This window comes from Kitasatospora sp. NPDC094016 (genome assembly GCF_040304045.1).
In the GTDB taxonomy this organism is placed as follows: domain Bacteria; phylum Actinomycetota; class Actinomycetes; order Streptomycetales; family Streptomycetaceae; genus Kitasatospora.
In genome coordinates this window covers 1-18,621 of the sequence record NZ_JBEOUK010000024.1, presented here as the reverse complement: position 1 = coordinate 18,621, position 18,621 = coordinate 1, and the positions used below count along the sequence as shown (strand labels likewise).

The following is an 18,621-nucleotide window of genomic DNA, read 5'->3' as shown; positions in this document are numbered from 1 at the left end:
CCGGCCGGCGGGGGATCCGGAGGCGGGGGCCCGGATTCGAGGGCGGGGGCATGTGTTGATGGACGGTCAGTCGCGATTCCCGCGGCAGCGGACGAGTTCGGGTGACGCCTACCGGTCCGGGCCCGCCCCGGGCGCAGCCGGCGGCACCGGGACGACCCTGCCGGGCACCTCGGCCCCCGGCTGCGCCCTGCACCGCCGGCTGCACCTGACGCTCGACCCGGCCGACCTGGTCGCGGTCGGCTCGGTCCGCCGGCGGCTGCGGACGGCGCTCAGCCACTGGGGGGTGCCCGAGCTGTCGGACACCGCCGAACTGCTCTCCTCCGAGCTGGTGACCAACGCGCTGCTGCACACCGGCAAGGGCGCGGTGTTCGACGCGGTGCTCGGGTCGGACCACCGGCTGCGCATCGAGGTGCAGGACGGCACGACCCGGCTGCCCGGCCGGCGCCGCGATCCGGACGCCGAGTACGCGACCTCGGGGCGCGGCCTGCTGCTGGTGGAGTCGCTCGCGGACGCGTGGGGCGTGCAGCTGCGGGGCGACGGCAAGGTCACCTGGTTCGAGCTCGCCATGCCCTGAGCCCGGCCGCGCGCGGAGTACGGGCGCGGGGTGCGGGCACGGAGTACGGGCGCGGGGTGCGGGCACGGAGTACGGGCGCGGGGTGCGGGCACGGAGTACGGGCGCGGGGTGCGGAGCAGGGGGCGCGAAGCACGGGCGCGGGGCGCGGCGCATGAAGGGGTGCGCGGTCCGCGGCACGGTTCGCCGTCGATTCATTCGCCTTCGAAGCATGCCCGGAACAGAAGGCGGAGCGGAAGATTTCCGGCCCGTTGCCATTGCCGCTCGGCCCAACATTGGACAGGATGGTGGGAATGTGTGTCCACGTGCGGCAAGCAGCGGGGAGACCGAACCTCGACCGACCCCGCCCGTCGACACCGTCCGATCCAGCACCACCCATCACACCGCCACGCGGCCCGTCCGGACGGTCGGCACGGTCCGCCACGGCAGCGGCAGGAGCAGCATGCCCACTGAGCCCGAGTCGCCGGGGCCGGCGCTTCCACCCGGTGCGCCCACCGTCGAACCGCAGCAGGCAGCCGCCACCCACACCACCGGTCCGAACCCCGCCGCTCCCGCTCCCGTGACGGTCGACCAGCCCCCCGCCGGCCCCACCGCGGCCGGGCCGGGCCGGGCGAAGCCGCCCGCGCAGGCGGTGCGCCGGCCCGTGCCGCGCCCGGCGCCCGCGCTCGCCGCCGGACGGCTGGCGACGGTGCTCCCCGGCAGCCTGCCGCCCGCCTCCGCGGACACCATGCCGGACTGGCTGGAGCCCGCGATGGCCGCCAACGGCATCGGCTCCTTCGACTGGGACATCCGCCGCGACATCCTGGAGGGCGACCACCGGGCCTGCGCGATCATCGGCCTGGACAGCATGGACCAGGGCCGCTTCGACCGCACCGCCGGTTCCTTCCTGGCCCTGCTGCACCCCGAGGACGCGCCGGTCGTGCGCCGCCGGGTCGAGCGCGCGGTGGCCGAACTGGGTCAGTGCGGCGCCTACTACCGCACCGTCGGGCCCAACGGCACCATGCGCGCGGTGCGCTTCCGCGGCCGGGTGCTCGCGGACGCCTTCGGCCGGGCCTCGCGGATGGTGGGTTTCGTCTGGGACGCCACCGTCGAACTGCACAAGCGCGACCGCGCCGACCGGATGGCCCTGCTGCGCGAGGAGCGCTCCCGGTTCATCAAGGAGGCGGCCCGCGCCCTCTCCGAAGCCGTCACCGTCCGCGACGTGGCCCGGGTGTTCACCGGACTGCCGCTGCCCGGACTGCCGCCGGACGGCCTGGTGCTGGCCTCCTTCGAGGCCGGCCGGGCGCAGGTGCTCGGTGCCTCCGGCTACCGGACCGAGGCGCTGGCGGTCTGGGACCGCACGGTGCTGCCGGCCGGGCACCCGGCCGCCGAGGCGGTGCGCCACCGGGCGCCGGTGTTCATCCCGACCCGCGAGGAGTTCCGCGCGTCCTACCCCGAGGTCTGGGAGCCGACCAGCCGTACCGGGCGCGGCTCCTGGGCGTTCCTGCCGCTGGTGGCCAGCGGGCGGGCGATCGGCGTCTGCGTGGTCAGCTTCGACGACGAGCGCGAGCTGGACGCGGACGAGCGCACCCTGCTGTCCACCCTGGGCGGGCTGGTCGCCCAGTCCCTGGCCCGGGCCCGGCTGCACGACGCCGAGCACGAACTGGCGGCCGGCCTCCAGCGGGTGATGCTGCCGCGCACCGTGCCGTCGGTGCCGGGGGTGACGACCGCCGTGCGCTACCTGGCGGCCGGTTCCGGCCTGCAGATCGGCGGCGACTGGTACGACGTGGTGCCGTTGCCGGGCGGGCACGTCGGCCTGGTGATCGGGGACGTCCAGGGCCACGACGTGCACGCCGCCGGGATCATGGGCCAGCTGCGGATCGCGCTGCGCGCCTACGCGGCCGAGGGGCACCCGCCGGCCGCGGTGATGGCCCGCGCCTCCCGCTTCCTCGCCGACCTGGACACCGACCACTTCGCGACCTGCGCCTACGCCGAGGTCAACGTGGACTACGGCGTGGTCTACGCCGTCCGGGCCGGCCACCTCGACCCGGTGGTGCGCCGGGCGGACGGCACCGCCGCCGTGGTGCCGGTGGCCGGCGGGCTGCCGCTGGGCATCGACCCGGACCAGGAGTACCGGGTCACCCGGTTCAGCCTGGACCCGGGCGAGACGGTGCTGCTCTGTACCGACGGCCTGGTCGAGGCGCGCGGCATGGACCTGGACGAGGGCATCGCCCGACTCACCCGGGCGTTCGCCCGCCCGCTGCCGCCCGCCGAGGAGTCGGCCCGCGACCCGCTGGAGGACCTGGCCGACCGGATCGCCTCCCAGGCCGCCGACTCCAGCGAGCGCGAGGACGACATAGCGCTGCTGCTCCTGCGCTGGGACGGTCCGGCCGGCGGCCTGGCCGCCCAGCAGCTGCGCCGCCGGATCGGCCAGGCCGACCTGGCGCGGATCGCCGAGGTCCGGGCGGAGCTGCGCGACGCGCTGCGCCGCTGGGGCGTCGCCGAGTTCATCGACACCGCCGAACTGCTCTCCTCCGAACTGGTCACCAACGCCATCCGGCACACCGACCGGGACGCCATGTTCACCGCCCGGCTCTACCGGGAGCCCGCCGCGGACGGCGGACGGGCCCGGCTGCGGGTCGAGGTGGAGGACGAGTCGGACCTGTGGCCGACCCGCCGGACCCCGGGGGAGCAGGCCTCCTCCGGGCGCGGGCTGATGCTCGTCGAGGCGCTGGCGGACGCCTGGGGCGTGGAGCCGCGCGGGTCCGGCAAGCGGATGTGGTTCGAGCTCAGCGGCACGCCCGCAGCCTGAGCGGCACGCCCGCAGCCTGAATCCGGCTACCCGAACTGCTGCTCCAGGTCCTTCAGTTTGCGCTCCAGCGAGTCCAGCCGGGGCAGCGTCACGGTGTCCTCGTCGACGGTCAGGTCGATGGTGCGCCGCTCCGGGCGGGCGGGCAGGCCCGGCTGGGCCACCGTGCCCTCGGCGGGCACCACCGCGCCCTCGGCGGCCTCGACCTCGCGCGGCCCGGCGGGCCGCTCCGCCGCGGGGCCGCCGGCTATGGCGGGTTCCGAGCCGGACTCCAACTGCCGTGCGCCGCCGCCGCGTCCGCGCCAGGCGCTGTTGCTGCGGCTGATCGCCCGGATCTCCGCCCGCTCGCGGCGGCCGGCCAGTCTGCGGCGCTCGCGCTCCACGGCCCTCTCCCGCTTGTCCTCGCGGACCTCGTCCACCGCCTCGTCGAGGCTGCGAACGCCTTCCAGGAGCATCAGCGACCAGGCCGCGTAGGTCTCGCGCGGGGCGCGCAGCCAGCGCACGATGCGGATCTGCGGCAGCGGGCGGGGGACGAGCCCCTGCTCGCGCAGCGCGGCCCGGCGGGTCTGCTTGAGCGCCCGGTCGAACAGGATGGCCGCCGAGAGGGACATGCCGGAGAAGAACTGCGGGGCGCCCGCGTGGCCGAAGCCGCGCGGGGCGTGCACCCAGTTGAACCAGGCCGAGGCGCCGGCGAACAGCCAGACCAGCAGCCGGGAGCCGAGCGCGGCGTCGCCGTGGCTGGCCTCGCGGACGGCGAGCACCGAGCAGAACATCGCGGCGCCGTCGAGGCCGAACGGCACGAGGTACTCCCAGCCGCCGGACAGCCCGAGGTTCTGCACCCCGAAGCCGACCAGCCCGTGGAAGGACAGCGCGGCGGCGACACCGGCGCAGCAGAACAGCAGCGTGTACGAGGCGCCGCCGTACAGGGATTCCTTGCGGCGGCGCCGTTCCTCGGAACGCTCCCAGGAATCCGGCCCTCCGGCGGCGGCGGATCCCCGGCTCCGGACCAGGGCCACCAGGAGCGCGCTGACCAGCAGCCCCGCACCTCCGGTGACGGCCCAGCCGAGCGGTATGTCGGACAATTTCATCGCCGGAACCAGCCTCGCTTTCCTGCGTCGCGTTCCTGCGTCGTGATGGCGGGGACCATCATGGCGGACGCTCGGCGGGGGAATGGCCGATTCGGTGCCAATGCGCTGAGTAGAGGGATTTCTGACCCCGCGACAATCGCATTTTCTTATGCATTTGAAGCGGTTTATTCCCGGAATTCCGGGCTTTCCGGATCTGGCCTCGCACGTATTTTCGTCAACCCCGCATGACGCGGGGGCAGCCGCCGCAGATGTCCTCCGGTTGGGCGGTGTACACGAGGCAGCAGCTGGCCCGGGCCCGGTCGGTGCCCGAAGCATCCCCGCCCCCGGGCGCCGGCGCGGCGAACCCGGCACCCGGGGTGAAGGGGGATGGGGCCGGAGCGGGGCCGCCGGTCACGCCGGGCGCGCACGCCGGTGCCGCCGCCGCGCCGCCCGCCTGCGGGGGCTCCAGCAGCGCGGACAGCTCGGCGCGCGCCCGCTCCTGCTCCCCGAGCAGCCCGCCGGCGTACCAGAGCCCCTCCACCGCCGCGTCCGTGGCCATCGCCCACAGCACCCGCGGCCCGCGCCGCACCTCGGGCCGGAAGGCGGCCAGCACCGGCTCCAGGAACCCGCCCAGCGCGCACCGCAGTTCGGCGGCCAGCGCGTTCGCGTCCGGCACCGTACGGGCCTGCGGCGCGCCGTCCGCCGGGTCGTCCGGCAGGCAGGCGAACGCCTCCGGGCGGACCGTCAGCTCCACCCGGTCGGCACCGCGGCGCACCGAGACGTCCTCCGGGCCGAGCAGCAGGACCCGGCGCTCCAGGAACCACGGCAGCGTGAACAGCAGCGAGAGCGGCCACACGACGCGGTGCAGGCCGAAGCCGGCCGCCACGTCCGGGCGCAGCGGCCGCCCGTAGCGGGCCAGGCCCTGCCGGGCGTCGTGGGCGATCAGCTCGCGGACCGCCTCGGGCCGGGTGGTCAGGTCGGCGGCGGGGATCCAGCCGTCGCCGCGGCGGGGCGGGGCGCAGCGCACCCGCAGGACGGGGGCGAGCGCGGTGAGCCGGTGGTACGAAGTCGCGCCGGGGGCGGTGGCGGCCGGTGCGGGGGCGAGGGCGTGCGCCTCGGTGGTGCGGGGGGCGCACGGCGTGGGGCCGGGCCGGGTGCTGCTCGCGGTCATGGGCGGGCCCCATCGGGTCGACCGGGGACCGCCCATGGACCGCCCGGCGGTGCCCGGTCGGGGTGGTGGCCCGCCCGGGCCCGGCCGGACCGGGGCATGGCGGTGCCCGGGGAACGGCAAGGCGAACCCGGCCGGGGTACTGCTCACCCCGGCCAGGTTAGGCTCACCTTAGCTGATCGTCCCCCAGGTCTCGCTGGTGATGCGCCCGTCCGGGGGAGGCCCCGGCGTGTGGGCCCCCTCCGGGGGGAGCCCCGGCGTGCGGGCCCCCTCCGGAGGAGGCCCCGGCGTGCGGGTGGTGCCCAGTTGGCGTGCGAGCCAGACCGGCACGCCGCCCAGGGCGTGGACGAGCCGGGCCGCCTCGGCGCGCAGCCGGGCGGCCTCGGCCGGCTCGGACACCTCGGCGAGCGCCGCGAGCGCCGGCGCCACTCCCACCGTGAAGCCGAGTTGCTCGCGCAGCCGGAGCGAGGCGTCGAAGCCCTCGCGGGCGTGGTCGCGGTCCCCGCGGGCCTGGGCCAGCGCCGCCAGGTGGCGCCAGGTGTACGAGCGCAGCAGCTCGTCCCCGCGTTCGCCCGCGCCGTCGTGCGCCCGGCGGTAGGCGATCCAGGCGGCGCCGCGGTCGCGCAGCAGGTTCTCGGCGACCAGTCCGCGCCGGAAGTCCAGCAGCGGTCGGCCCGGCGCGTCCGGCGGCAGCAGTGCCGAGGTGCGTCCGAGCGCGGCCTGCGCCTCGTCCAGTCGGTCCCGGGGGCCGAGCACGCTGGCCACGTACGCCAGGAAGCCGCGGGCGCAGGAGGCGGCCGCGCGCTGCTCGGTGCTGGCCACCACGGCCTCCGCGAGGCGCAGCGCCTGTTCGGCCTGGGTCCACTGTGCGGCGGTGAACAGGCACTGCTCGATGAGGAGTTCGGCCCGTGCGAGGGCCGCCGTCGGGTCCTGTTCGGCGGCCGGGCGCAGCAGTTCGGCCGCCTCCTGCCAGCACCCCCGGGACCTCAGTCGCCACACGGTGTCGCCCGGCTCCTCCGCTGCCGCCCGCCCCCGCCCGTTCGGGCCGTTCGGGCCCCATCCGTGCTCTGACAACGCCACCTCCTTGTGTGCGCCATCCAGCGGGGCGCGGCCCTGCCCGGCGTCGCCGCCGTCGACTGTCGGCGGCACGGCGACGGCAGCGCAAGGGCCCGCGCTGTGGCGGCAATTCAACACGGGGGTGAGCTTGTGCACCAGATCACGAGCGGAGGTTCTTGCATTCGCGGGGGAAATGATCTAGGGCTCGGGCTGATCCGCGAGGCGCGCCCTGGCGGACGCGCCCGGGCGGCTCTCGGTCGGTCAGGACGTCCAGCCGGTTTCCATCAGGGCCTCGGCGGCGCCGTTGGCGGGCTGCGGCACCCCTGCCAGGTCCAGGCTGAACAGGGCGACCAGCAGCTGTTCGCCGCGCACGGTGGCCTGGTGGGAGTAGCCGGCCAGGGTGAACATGGCGGCGGCCATCTCCTCGGCGTGCAGGGTCTGCAGCCACAGGCACTCGACCGATTTCACGTCGGCCGGCTCGGTCCAGGTGTCCACCTGGGCGACCATCCGGCTGCCCAGCAGGGTCACCCCGTCGCGCTCCTGGGCCTCGGTCAGTTCCAGGTCGTCGAAGCCGAGCCACTCCAGGTAGCGGGCGGCGGTGAAGACCGCGTCCTGCGAGGTGCGCACCGGGTGAGGGCGAAACGGCGCGCGGTGGCGGAACGGCTTGGGCTGGCTGCCGGAGCCGCCGGGCGGGGCGGGCACCGGGGCGCCCATCGGGTGGGCCGGGTAGGGGCGGGAGGCCTGCGGGCCGGGGGTGGCGAGCGGGCCGGCCGTGCCGCCGCCGAGCCGGGTGGTGCGGTCCACCGGCAGCCGGACGGTGGCGCCGCAGTTGCAGGTGAACTCGGGCTGCGGCCACTGGTCGGAGCGGCCGCAGTGCGGACAGCGCATGCTCAGCCAGGAGTCCTCCCAGGAGCGGAACCGCACCTGCACCGGCACCCCGCCGCGCAGCAGCGGCACCTTCAGCGAGGCGCCGCACGGACAGGGCAGCGACGGCGGCTCGTAGAGGTGCTCGCGGCGGCAGGCGGGGCAGCGGATCGCCCGGGCGCCACCGCCCGCCCCGTGCCCTGGCCTCGCGGGGTCGTGTCCGGTGAAGTCGTCGGGCAGTCCGGCCATCGCGGGCTCCGTCCGTTCGAGTCGGGTGGTGGAACGGTTTCCATGCTCCCCGAAACGTTGGGTCCTTGGCACGGAATGGGGCAATCCTCAGGGTCGGATCAGGGGTGTGCGCCCGGCCGTTGCCGGCCACGGGTGCTTCGGGCACCCGGGCCGGCCGGGTGCGGTCAGCCGGCGGACCAGCGGGCCAGGTCGGCTGGGGTGTCCAGGTCGTCCGGGACGGCGACGTCGGCGCACTCGACCAGCGTGACCGCGTCCGGGTGCGCGGCCAGCAGGGTGCGGGCCCCGGCGTCGCCGGACGCGCCCGCGGCCGCCTCCGCGAAGTGCCGGGCACCGATCAGCACCGGGTGCCCGCGCCGCCCCGCGTAGGCCGCCGCGGCCAGTTCCGCGCCGGCCCGGTGCGCGGCCAGCAGCCGGGCCACCGCGGCCGGGGTGACGCCCGGGGTGTCCACCAGCATCACCAGCACCGCCGACACCTCCGGCGCCAGCGCGGCCAGCCCGGCGCGCAGCGAGGAGCCCATGCCGCCCGCCCAGTCAGGGTTGGCCACCAGCCGGCAGCCCGGCAGGTGCGCCGTGGAGCGGACGCGCTCGCCGGCCGCGCCCAGCACCACCGTGACGTCCGCGCAGCCGCCCGCCCGCACCACCGCCACCGCGTGCTCGACCAGCGGGCGCCCCTCGTACCGGATCAGGGCCTTGGGCCGCCCGCCGAGGCGCCGCCCGCCCCCGGCGGCGAGCACCAGCGCGGCGACGGGCCCGGCGGGGTCTTCGGTGGTCTGCATGGGCCCAGCCTGCCTGCCGGGGCCGGGGCCGCGCAGCCGTACGAACCGACAGTTGTACGAACGCACAAGGGGAACCCGCAGGTGGTGGCCGCCGCCCGGCGGTTCGGCCGCTGGTCCTGCGGCCCGCCGACCCCTGTACTGGGTCGATGAACACCGCACCGCGCCCGCTGCTGGACCGTTTCGGCCGGGTCCACACCGACCTGCGGGTCTCGCTGACCGACCGCTGCAACCTGCGCTGCACCTACTGCATGCCGGCCGAGGGCCTGGACTGGCTGCCGAGGGCGCAGGCGCTGGGCGACGACGAGGTGGTGCGGCTGGTGCGGATCGCGGTCGGGCGGCTGGGGATCGCCTCGGTGCGGCTGACCGGCGGGGAGCCGCTGCTGCGGCGCGGCCTGCCGGACCTGGTGGGGCGGATCGCCGCGCTGGGGCCGGAGGTGTCGCTGACGACGAACGGGATCGGGCTGGCCCGCACGGCGGTGGCGCTGCGGGCGGCGGGGCTGGAGCGGGTGAACGTCAGCCTCGACACGCTGCGCCCGGAGCGGTTCGCACGGATCACGCGGCGGGACCGGATCGCGGACGTCTTCGCGGGCCTGGCGGCGGCGCGGGCGGCGGGACTGGGGCCGGTGAAGGTGAACGCGGTGCCGGTGCGCGGGGTGAACGAGGACGAGATCCCGGAGCTGGCGGCCTTCGCGGTGGAGCACGGGTACCGGATGCGGTTCATCGAGTCGATGCCGTTGGACGCGCAGGGCGCCTGGGACCGTTCGGCGATGGTCACCGCCGCGGAGGTCCTGGAGCGGCTCGGGGAGCGCTTCGACCTGCTGCCCGTGGGAAGGCGGGGCAGCGCCCCGGCACAGGAGTGGCGGATCGCGGGCACGGACGCCGTCATCGGGGTGATCGCCTCCGTGACCCGCCCGTTCTGCGGGGGCTGCGACCGGGTCCGGCTGACCGCCGACGGCCAGTTGCGCAACTGCCTGTTCGCGACGGAGGAGTCCGATCTGCGCGCGCTGCTGCGCGGCGGCGCGGACGACGACCGGATCGAGGCGGCCTGGCGGGCCTCGGTGGCCGGGAAGGGGCCCGGACACGCCGTCAACTCCGCCGGTTTCGTCCGGCCCGACCGCCCGATGTCCGCCATCGGCGGCTGACGACCGGGGTGTGAGCTTCGACATGGTCGGCGGCGTTCGCGTGGCGTCGCCTTGACCTGCTCTCGGGCTGGCTGATCTGCTGGTTCGCCGTCAACCCGCCACAGATCCCGGGAGTTATCCGTGCCCGCCCGCCGCACCGCCCTGTCCGCCGCCACCGTGTTCCTGATATGCGCGCTCGCGCTGGCCGGCTGGCTGCTCGGCGGCCGTGACCACAAGAGCGGCGACTCCGCCGCGCCCGCCGGGGGCCTGGGCACCAGCCCGCTGCAGAACCCGGACGGCACCAAGCCCGGCCTGGCCCCGCTGACCACGCCCGAGGAGCAGAAGGCGGGCCGGGACGTGATAGCCAAGGTCGCCACCGCCGCCGCCGGCCCCAAGGACGGCTACGACCGCAACGAGTTCGGCCCCGCCTGGACGGACAACGTCGACGGTGTCCCGCTCGGCCACAACAACTGCGACACCCGCAACGACCTGCTCGCCCGCGACGGCACCGCCGTCGAGCGCAAGGACGGCTCGAACTGCGTCGTCACCGCGATGACCATCTACGACCCGTACACCGGCAAGAACGTCCAGTGGACCAAGCAGCAGGCCACGAAGATCCAGATCGACCACGTGATGCCGCTGTCCTACGACTGGCAGCTGGGCGCCGCCAAGTGGGACAAGGCCAAGCGCGTCCAGATCGCCAACGACCCGCTCAACCTGATCCCCGCCGACGGCTCGCAGAACGCCTCCAAGGGCGACTCCGGCCCGGCCACCTGGCTGCCCGCCAACACCGCCGTCCGCTGCTCCTACGCCGTCCGCTTCGCCCAGGTCTCCCTGAAGTACCAGCTCCCCGTCACCGTGGCCGACAAGCAGGCCATGCTGCAGCAGTGCGGCGGCTGAGGAATCGTTACGGCAGGTGCTGGTGTGACGGGAGCGGGCGCCGGGTGGTATTCGTGGGCGGTGCACTCGTCGAACCCCCGTCGCCCGCTCCGCGCCCTGCTCACCGTCGCCCTCCTCGTGCTCGCCGCGGGCTGCACCGGGCCGTCGGACCCGGGCGCCCGCCGGCCCGGCACCGCGGCCGCGGCCGGGCCCCAGGACCTGGTGCCCGGCACGGCCGCCCCCGCGCTCGCGGCCCTGTACCTCCAGCCGCTGGACTGGAAGGACTGCCCGGACCGGCCCGAGCGCCCGGCCGGGGAGCCGGTCGCGCAGTGCACCGGGCTCAAGGTCCCGCTGGACTACGCCGATCCGGGCGGCGCGACGATCGACGTCGCCGTCTCCCGGATCCGCGCCACCGAGGCCGACCGGCGGATCGGGGCCCTGGTGCTCAACCCCGGCGGGCCCGGCAACTCCGGCGTGGACCGGGTGGTCTGGGGCTGGGAGGACTACCGCGGCACCCTCTCCGACCACTTCGACCTGGTCGGCTTCGACCCGCGCGGCGCCGGCCGCACCACCCCCGTGCACTGCCTCGACGACCGCACCCGGGACGAGTGGACCAGCACCGACGACCCCGGCTACGACCGCGGCCGGGTCCTCGCCGACGCCTGCCAGGCCCGGTACGCCACGCTGCTGCCCCACCTCTCCACCCGCGACACCGCCCGCGACCTGGACGTGCTGCGCGGCGCCCTGGGCGAACGGCGGCTCGACTTCCTCGGCAGCTCCTACGGCACCTACCTGGGCGCCCTCTACGCCGAGGAGTTCCCCGCCCGCACCGGCCGCCTCGCCCTGGACGGCGCCTTCGAGCGCAGCCTCGACCCGGTCCGGATGAACGTCGAGGCCGCCGCCGCCACCGAGACCGCGCTGCGGGACTTCGCCGCCGACTGCGCGGGCCGCGACGGCTGCCCGCTCGGCCGCGACCGCGCCGCCGCCCCGCAGCGGCTCGCCGACTTCCTGGACGGCCTGCGCGCGCACCCGCTGCCCGCCGCCGACGGCCGCCGCCTCACCGCCACCCTGGCCTGGAACGGCACCCTCGACACCCTCTACGACGGCCACCGCTCCTGGGAACGGCTGCGCCAGGCCCTCGACCCGGCGATCACCCGCGGCGACGCCGCCGAACTGCTCGCCCTCGCCGACGGTGCCAACGGCCGCGCCGAGGACGGCGGTTACTCCACCGCGGCGGACGCCTTCGCCGCCATCAGCTGCGCGGACGCCCTGATGGCCCCCGGCGCCGGGGACCTGCGCACCGACCGCGCCGAACTCGCCGCCCGCGCCCCGCTGATGAGCCGGCACGACACCTCGGCGGCGCTGTTCGCCCCGGACTGCCGCTCCTGGCCGTACCGCACCGTCGAACGGCCCGCCCGGATCCGGGCCGAGGGCAGCGCCCCGATCCTGGTGATCGGCTCCACCGCGGACCCGGTCACGCCGTACCCGTGGGCGCAGCGGATGGCCTCCAACCTCGCCGACGCCGTCCTGCTCACCCGGGACGGCGACGGGCACACCGGCTACGACAAGAGCGGGTGCGTGCGGGACGCGGTGGCCGCGTTCCTGGTGGACGGCACGCTGCCCGCCGCCGGGACGCACTGCCCGTCCGCCTGACGGGAGCTGACGGGAGCTGACAGGGGCTGGCCAGGGGGCAACGCGAAGGGGCGCACCGCCGGCTGCGGTGCGCCCCCTGGGGTGGGACGGTCAGGACGTCGGGGCCGTCAGGTCGTAGAAGGTGGTGGAGCCGACCGTCTTCGCGGTGAAGTGGCTCGTCACCCAGCTCTCGATCTGGGAGGTCTCCGACTCCTTCTCCCCGGTGTCGCCCTGTCCGCTCCCGGTCCCGCCGAAGCCGCGGTGGGAGCCGCCGGCGATGAACCAGTGCACCTTGCCCTCCTGGACGTACTTCTGAAAGCCGGCCAGGCTGAGCGAGGGGTCGGTGCCGTTGAAGCCGCCGAGGGCCATCACCGGCTTCCCGGTGGCGAGTTGGTAGCTGGCGGCGTTCTGCGAGCCGCTGGTGGCGGCCGCCCAGGTGTACTGGTCGGCGTTCTCCTTGAGCAGGGCGGAGGCCTCCTCGCTCACCTTGGTGCCGCCGAGCAGGCCGCCCATGCCGCCCGCGCCGGCGGGGCCGCCCGTGCTGCCGGGGCCGAAGGCGCCGGGGTCCTCGCCGGTGCCGGGGTTGCCGGTGCCGGGGTTGCCGGGGTCGGCGGTGCCGGGGTCGGCGCCCGCGCCGCGCTCGCGGTGACCGCCGCCGCCCAGGCCCTTGCCCGAACCGCCGCCCGGCCAGCCGCCGTTGCCACCGTTGCCGCCGTTGAAGCCGCCCTGGCCGCCGCCGTTGAACCCGTTGCCGCCGCCCTGGGCGCCCGGCCAGCCGCCGTTCTGCCCGCCGCCGTTCTGCCCGCCGCCGTTCTGGCCGGGCTGGAACGCCCGCCCGTTGCCCGGGAAGCCCTGCCCGCCGTGCCGGCCGCCGCCGCCCGGGCCGGAGGCGCCCTGGACGGCGGGCCCGGCCGTCACGATGGAGCCGCTGTGCGCCGTGCCGACGGTGTCCACCGCGTACGCGGCCGGCCCGCCGAGCGCCGCCGCCAGGCCGACCAGGCCGGCGACCGAGGCGATCCGGGCCCCGAGCCGCCCGTCGGCCCGCCCGGCCAGCTGTCCGGCGACCAGCGCGGCCGCCGCCACCAGCCCGCCGACCAGCACCGTCCAACGCAACCAGGGCAGGAACTCCGCGCTCCGCCCGAGCAGGACGAACGCCCACACCGCCGTCACCGCGAGGGTGCCGGCCAGCACCAGCACCCACGGAAGCCGGTGCCGGGCCCGCCACAGGCCGTCCACGCCCATGCCGACCAGCGCCGCGACGGCCGGGGCGAGCGCCACCGTGTAGTACTGGTGGAAGATCCCGGACATGAAGCTGAACACCAGCGCGGTGGACAGCATCGCGCCGCCCCAGACCAGGAACGCCGCGCGGGCGGTGTCGGTGCGGGCGTAGCGGCGCGTCGCCCACAGGGCGGCGACCAGCAGGATCAGCGCGGCCGGCAGCAGCCAGGCGATCTGCCCGCCGATGTCGCTCCCGAACAGCCGGGTGAGGCCGGTCTGGCCCCAGCCGCGGCCGCCGCGCATCGCCCCGGCGGGCAGGTCGAGCCCGGCCGGGAGCCGCCCGCCGCCACCGACGCTGCCGGTCTCGTCGCCGTTGATCCGGCCGAGGCCGTTGTAGCCGAACGTGAGGGAGAGGAAGCTGTCGTCCTGCGAGCCGCCGACGTACGGGCGGGCCGAGGCCGGCAGCAGCTCGACCACCGCGACCCACCAGCCGCCCGCGACCACCATGGCCGCGCCCGCGAGCAGCAGCTGCCGCACCCGCCGCCACAGGCCGGTGGGCGCGACGACCAGGTAGACCAGCGCGAAGGCGGGCAGCACGAGGAAGGCCTGCAGGGTCTTGGTGAGGAAGGCCAGGCCGAACATCGCCCCGGTGAACACCAGCCACCGGGTGCCCGCCGCCTCGATGGCCCGCACCAGCCCGTACGCGGCCAGGGTGAGCAGCAGGGCCAGCAGCGCGTCGGGGTTGTTGAAGCGGAACATCAGCGCCGCGACCGGGGTGAGCGCCAGGGCGGCCCCGGCGAGCAGGCCGCCGAGCGGGGAGAAGCGCCGGCGCACCGTCGCGTACACGACGCCGACGGTGGCGGCGCCCATCAGGGCCTGCGGGGCGAGCACGGACCAGGAGGACAGGCCGAAGACCCGCACCGAGAGGGCCATCGGCCACAGCGACATGGGGGGCTTGTCGACGGTGATGAAGTTCCCGGCGTCGGAGGAGCCGAAGAAGAAGGCCTTCCAGCTCTGGCTGCCGGCCTGGACGGCGGCCGAGTAGAAGGCGTTGGCCCAGCCGGAGGCGCTCAGGCCCCAGAGGTAGAGGACGACGGTCGCGGCCAGCAGGGCCAGCAGGGCCGGGCGCACCCAGCGCGGGTCGTCCGCGCGGCCGCGCCAGGCGCGGGCGGGGAGGGTGCGCAGCCGGCCGGACCAGGAGGCGGGGCCCTTGGGGCCGGTGGGCGGCAGGGGCTGCTCGGGGAAGAGCGGCGCCTGGTCCGGCCGGGCTGGGTCCGGCTGCGGCACCTCCGGCGGCGGGAAGTCCGCGGCCTCGGGCCACGGTTCGCCGGCCGGAGTGGAGTAGCTGGTCGTGGTCATGCGCCATACCGTGCGTGGTGCGGCTGAGAGGAGCGTGAGACGACGCTGTGAGACGGGTGTGATCTGCGGGGCGTTCGGGTGATCGGGTGATCGGGGCGGGCCGCCGGGGGATCGGTCAGGAGGCCTTCGGCGTGGTCAGGCGGCCTTCGGCATGGTGAGGTGCTGGCCGAGCCACTCCAGGGCCGGGGGGATCTCCCGGGTCCAGGTGTGGAAGTTGTGGCCGCCGGTGTCCAGGGTGATGGTGGACAGCTTGGTGGGGGCCTTGAAGGCGCCGACCATGGCCTGGGTGTCGGCGTAGTTGTTCTCGTCGTAGCTGGTGGTGAGCAGCAGGGAGACGGGGGCGGCGGGCTGGTTCTTCAGCCGCCACAGCAGGTCGTTCTGCTGCTTCAGCTGGTCGTTTCCGCCGAAGAGGTCGCCGGTGGTCTCGTCGTGCGCCGCGCTGTAGTAGCCGGAGAGCGCGACCGCCGCGCGGTAGGAGTCGGGCTTGCGCATCGCGAACTTGAGCGCGCAGTAGCCGCCGGTCGAGTTGCCGATCACGGCGCGGCTCGCCGGGTCGGTGCCGAGCCGGTAGGTGGTGGCGAGCGCCTTGGGCAGGTCGGTGGTGAAGAAGGTCTCCGCCTGGGGGCCGCCCGGCACGTCGACGCACTCGGTGTCCCGGTTGCCGACGACGGTGGGGCGCATCATCACCAGGACGGTCGGCGGCAGCTTCTTCTGCTCGATCGCGGTGAGGGTGGAGGCCGGGTACTGCATCAGCGAGATCAGCTTCTCCGGGGTGCCCGGGTAGCCGGTGAGCACCAGGGCCATCGGGAACCGCTGCTGCGCGTAGTCCGGCTGGAAGTACTGCGGGGGCAGGTAGACGAACGCCTCGGTGCTCAGGCCGGTCGAGGCTCCTTTGACGGCGACCTGCTGGATCAGTCCGGAGCGCTCCCGGTCGGAGCCCTGGGCCGAGTAGAACTTCTGCTCGCCGGTGACGGCCACGGCGGCGTTCGGCGTGTGGTCGACGACGGTGCCCGGCTTGCCGTCGGTGCCGAGCAGGTCGCTCCAGGAGCTGTAGAAGCCGAAGTAGCCGTTGGCGATCAGGCCCATGGCGACCAGCACGGCGATCTGGGTGGCGAGGAAGGCGCCGATCCGGCCCGTCCAGGACTTCCAGCCCTTCCCGCCGAAGCGCGGCCAGAGCCACATGGTGGCGCCGAAGACGAGGATCGCGACGACCGAGGCGACGATCTGGAGGGGGAGTCCGGTGAGGCTGAGCACGCCCCGATCGTAGTTGACCTCGATCAGCGCCCCCGGGCGCCCCCTGCACGCCCTCCGCACGCCCTCGGAATCCGGTTGACCGCGCCGGGCGGGCCCGCCAGCATGGCGGCGGACACGTGCACGCTGTGTGCGCGGGGCGTCACGGGGGCGGGGTTCATGAAGTCCATCACCAAGGCCGGTCTGGCCGTCGGCACGGTACTGCTGCTCGCGGCCTGCTCCAGCGGCACCGGGGGCGGCGGGGGGAGCGCCGCGGGCGGGCCGTCCACCGGCGCGGCCCCGGCCCCGCCCGCGCCGACGCGGACGCCGACCCCCACCCCGACGCCGCCGCCGTACGGCCCGGTGCTCGGCACGACCATCGACCCGGTGAACACCGCGCTCGGCCAGGTGGCCGGGGCCAAGACCCTGGGCGACCTGGACGGCGTGCTCGGCGGCATCGCCACCAGCGCGCGGACGGCCGGGCGGGGCCTGGGCCTGGCGGACGAGCCGGCCGCGGTCACCACGGCGCGGACCGAACTGGTGGCGGCGCTGACCTCGCTGGCCGCCGACGCGACGAAGGTCCGCGGCGACATCAAGAGCAGGAGCGTCTGCGCGGTGGGTTCCGCGCAGGCCGAGCTGGGCGCCTCCGAGGGCCTGGCGGCGGTGTCGGCGGCCCTGGCCAAGATGGCGGCGGCCGGCTACCCGACGGCCTTCGCCGTCCCGCAGACCCCGAAGCAGCAGTCCCGTTCGCTGGACAACGGCACCCTGGTGCGGGAGGGGCGGTTGCGCGGCGAGGGCGTGTTCAAGGTCGACAACGGCGGCAGGGGGGACGCGGTCGTCTCGCTCGCGCTGAACGGCAGGTCGGTGCACTCGGTGTACGTGGCCAAGGGGCAGAAGGCCAGCATCGAGGGCGTCGAGGACGGGACGTACGAGGTGTACTTCGCGGGCGGGGTGGACTGGGACTCCGACGCGAAGGCGTTCACGCAGAGCTGCCGGTTCACCAAGTTCCAGGACACGCTGGCGTTCGAGACCGGGCGCACCGCGACGTCCTGGTCGATCACCCTCCAGCCGACGGTCGGCGGCAACGCCAAGACCGACGAGGTGGACGAGAACTCCTTCCCGCAGCCGTAGCCCCGGCGGGCGAGCGGGCGGGTGGACATGACGCCCCGGCGGGCGGGCACGGCCGGTGCCGCGGGGTGCCATCGGGCCCGCCCTTAACGGGCATACCGGGGCGGATGGTTGCCGCCCCGGGCCGCAACGGCCGATTACCGTCGGCGAGTTCGGCCAATACGGTTGACCACTTGAAGTGACCATGGCACTTTCGTGCGGCGCGGGCCTCGGCGACCAGTCGTACACCCCGCGATCCCCCACAAGGAGAGCCATGTTCAAGAGACTTGCCGCGATGGCCGGCGTCGGCGCCGTCGTCGCGGGCGGACTGACCCTCGCCGCCGCCCCCGCGCACGCCGTCCAGGCCAGCGACCTGACCTCCACCATCGCGCTGAGCAACTGCTCGGCCTCGCTGGTCCGTTACCCCACCTCGGTGGCCGGCGACCGGGCCCTGATGCTCACCAACGGCCACTGCCTGCCGACCATGCCCACGGCCGGCCAGGTCATCCAGAACGCGAGCGCGAGCCGCAGCGGCACCCTGCTCGACGGCGCCGGCAACAGCCTCGGCACCGTCCAGGCCGACAAGGTCGTCTACGCGACCATGACCGGCACCGACGTCGCGCTCTACCAACTCACCGACACCTACGGCTCGATCAGCTCCAAGTACGGCGCCACCGCGCTGACCGTCAACGACACGCACCCGACCGACGGCGCCGCGATGTACATACCCTCCTCGTACTGGAAGCAGGTGTGGAACTGCTCCGTCAACGGGTTCGTGCCCACCCTGCGCGAGGACCAGTGGACCTGGCACGACTCGCTGCGCTACAGCTCCGGCTGCAACACCACGCACGGCACCTCCGGTTCGCCGATCATCGACTCCGCCAGCGGGCGGATCATCGGCATCAACAACACCGGCAACGACAACGGCGAGATGTGCACCCTGGACAACCCTTGCGAGGTTGCCGCGGACGGCACCACCAAGGCCGTCAAGGGCCAGAGCTACGGTGAGGAGACCTACTGGTTCACCACCTGCCTCGGCAACGGCCGGGTCATCGACCTCAACGTGGCGGGCTGCCTGCTCACCAAGCCGGCCGGCAGCGGCGCGGTCTCCGTCAGCAGCCCCGGTGACCAGTCCACCGCGGTCGGCGGTGCGGTGAACCTCCAGATCAACGCTTCCGGTGGTACCGCGCCGCTGTCGTACAGTGCGACGGGTCTGCCGGCCGGGCTGGCGATCAACGCGTCCACGGGTGTGATCACCGGTACCGCCACCACGGCGGGCTCGTCCAGCGTGACGGTGACGGTGAAGGACTCGGCGGGCAAGTCCGGTACCACCAGCTTCACGTGGGCGGTGACCGGTGGCGGTGGCGGGACGTGCACGCCGGCGCAGCTGCTGGGCAACGCGGGCTTCGAGACGGGCTCGGCGGCGCCGTGGACGACCAGTTCCGGTGTGGTGGACAACAGCTCCTCGCAGGCTGCGCACGGTGGTTCGTGGAAGGCGTGGCTGAACGGCTACGGTTCCTCGCACACCGACACGCT

General features: G+C 75.2%; 14 protein-coding genes. 7 read left to right on the top strand and 7 right to left on the bottom strand.

Annotated features, from left to right (window positions below):
* Positions 1-58: 58 nt before the first annotated feature.
* Positions 59-574: an ATP-binding protein gene (locus ABT015_RS22040; RefSeq protein ID WP_350881569.1), complete on the top strand. Its 516-nt coding sequence runs from the start codon at positions 59-61 to the stop codon at positions 572-574.
* 439 nt (positions 575-1,013) lie between these two features.
* Positions 1,014-3,362, top strand: coding sequence for a SpoIIE family protein phosphatase (locus tag ABT015_RS22035; protein ID WP_350881567.1), 2,349 nt, complete (start codon positions 1,014-1,016; stop codon positions 3,360-3,362).
* A gap of 26 nt (positions 3,363-3,388) precedes the next feature.
* Here ABT015_RS22035 and ABT015_RS22030 read toward each other — a convergent pair whose 3' ends face one another.
* From ABT015_RS22030 to ABT015_RS22010, 5 genes are all read right to left on the bottom strand, one after another.
* Positions 3,389-4,447, bottom strand: coding sequence for a DUF2637 domain-containing protein (locus ABT015_RS22030; RefSeq protein ID WP_350881565.1), 1,059 nt, complete (start codon positions 4,445-4,447; stop codon positions 3,389-3,391).
* Between the two features lie 214 nt (positions 4,448-4,661).
* Positions 4,662-5,597 carry a (2Fe-2S)-binding protein gene (locus ABT015_RS22025; protein WP_350881562.1) on the bottom strand — a complete coding sequence of 312 codons (936 nt, stop codon included), beginning with the start codon at positions 5,595-5,597 and terminating at the stop codon, positions 4,662-4,664.
* Positions 5,598-5,765: 168 nt separating this feature from the next.
* Complete coding sequence (locus tag ABT015_RS22020; RefSeq protein ID WP_350881560.1) at positions 5,766-6,668, bottom strand: tetratricopeptide repeat protein; 903 nt, start codon at positions 6,666-6,668, stop codon at positions 5,766-5,768.
* Positions 6,669-6,911: 243 nt separating this feature from the next.
* Complete coding sequence (locus ABT015_RS22015; protein ID WP_350881558.1) at positions 6,912-7,763, bottom strand: hypothetical protein; 852 nt, start codon at positions 7,761-7,763, stop codon at positions 6,912-6,914.
* A 164-nt stretch (positions 7,764-7,927) separates the two neighbouring features.
* Positions 7,928-8,539 (bottom strand): nucleotidyltransferase family protein, encoded by a 612-nt coding sequence (locus ABT015_RS22010; RefSeq protein ID WP_350881556.1) that lies wholly within the window; start codon positions 8,537-8,539, stop codon positions 7,928-7,930.
* Between the two features lie 146 nt (positions 8,540-8,685).
* Here ABT015_RS22010 and moaA point away from each other — a divergent pair, with 146 nt between their 5' ends.
* From moaA to ABT015_RS21995, 3 genes are all read left to right on the top strand, one after another.
* Entirely contained in the window at positions 8,686-9,681 is a 996-nt protein-coding gene (gene moaA / locus ABT015_RS22005; protein ID WP_350881554.1) for a GTP 3',8-cyclase MoaA, read from the top strand.
* Positions 9,682-9,801: 120 nt separating this feature from the next.
* Positions 9,802-10,560 (top strand): HNH endonuclease family protein, encoded by a 759-nt coding sequence (locus tag ABT015_RS22000; RefSeq protein ID WP_350881552.1) that lies wholly within the window; start codon positions 9,802-9,804, stop codon positions 10,558-10,560.
* Between the two features lie 60 nt (positions 10,561-10,620).
* Positions 10,621-12,192 (top strand): alpha/beta hydrolase, encoded by a 1,572-nt coding sequence (locus ABT015_RS21995; protein WP_350881550.1) that lies wholly within the window; start codon positions 10,621-10,623, stop codon positions 12,190-12,192.
* A 90-nt stretch (positions 12,193-12,282) separates the two neighbouring features.
* Here the strand turns inward: ABT015_RS21995 and ABT015_RS21990 are convergent, their stop codons facing one another.
* Positions 12,283-14,748: an ArnT family glycosyltransferase gene (locus ABT015_RS21990; protein ID WP_350881548.1), complete on the bottom strand. Its 2,466-nt coding sequence runs from the start codon at positions 14,746-14,748 to the stop codon at positions 12,283-12,285.
* Positions 14,749-14,883: 135 nt separating this feature from the next.
* Positions 14,884-16,002: an alpha/beta hydrolase gene (locus tag ABT015_RS21985; protein WP_350881546.1), complete on the bottom strand. Its 1,119-nt coding sequence runs from the start codon at positions 16,000-16,002 to the stop codon at positions 14,884-14,886.
* Positions 16,003-16,158: 156 nt separating this feature from the next.
* Here ABT015_RS21985 and ABT015_RS21980 point away from each other — a divergent pair, with 156 nt between their 5' ends.
* Positions 16,159-17,109 (top strand): hypothetical protein, encoded by a 951-nt coding sequence (locus tag ABT015_RS21980; RefSeq protein WP_350881544.1) that lies wholly within the window; start codon positions 16,159-16,161, stop codon positions 17,107-17,109.
* Positions 17,110-17,359: 250 nt separating this feature from the next.
* Positions 17,360-18,621 (top strand): putative Ig domain-containing protein (locus ABT015_RS21975; protein WP_350881542.1); only part of this gene is annotated, 1,262 nt, incomplete at its 3' end.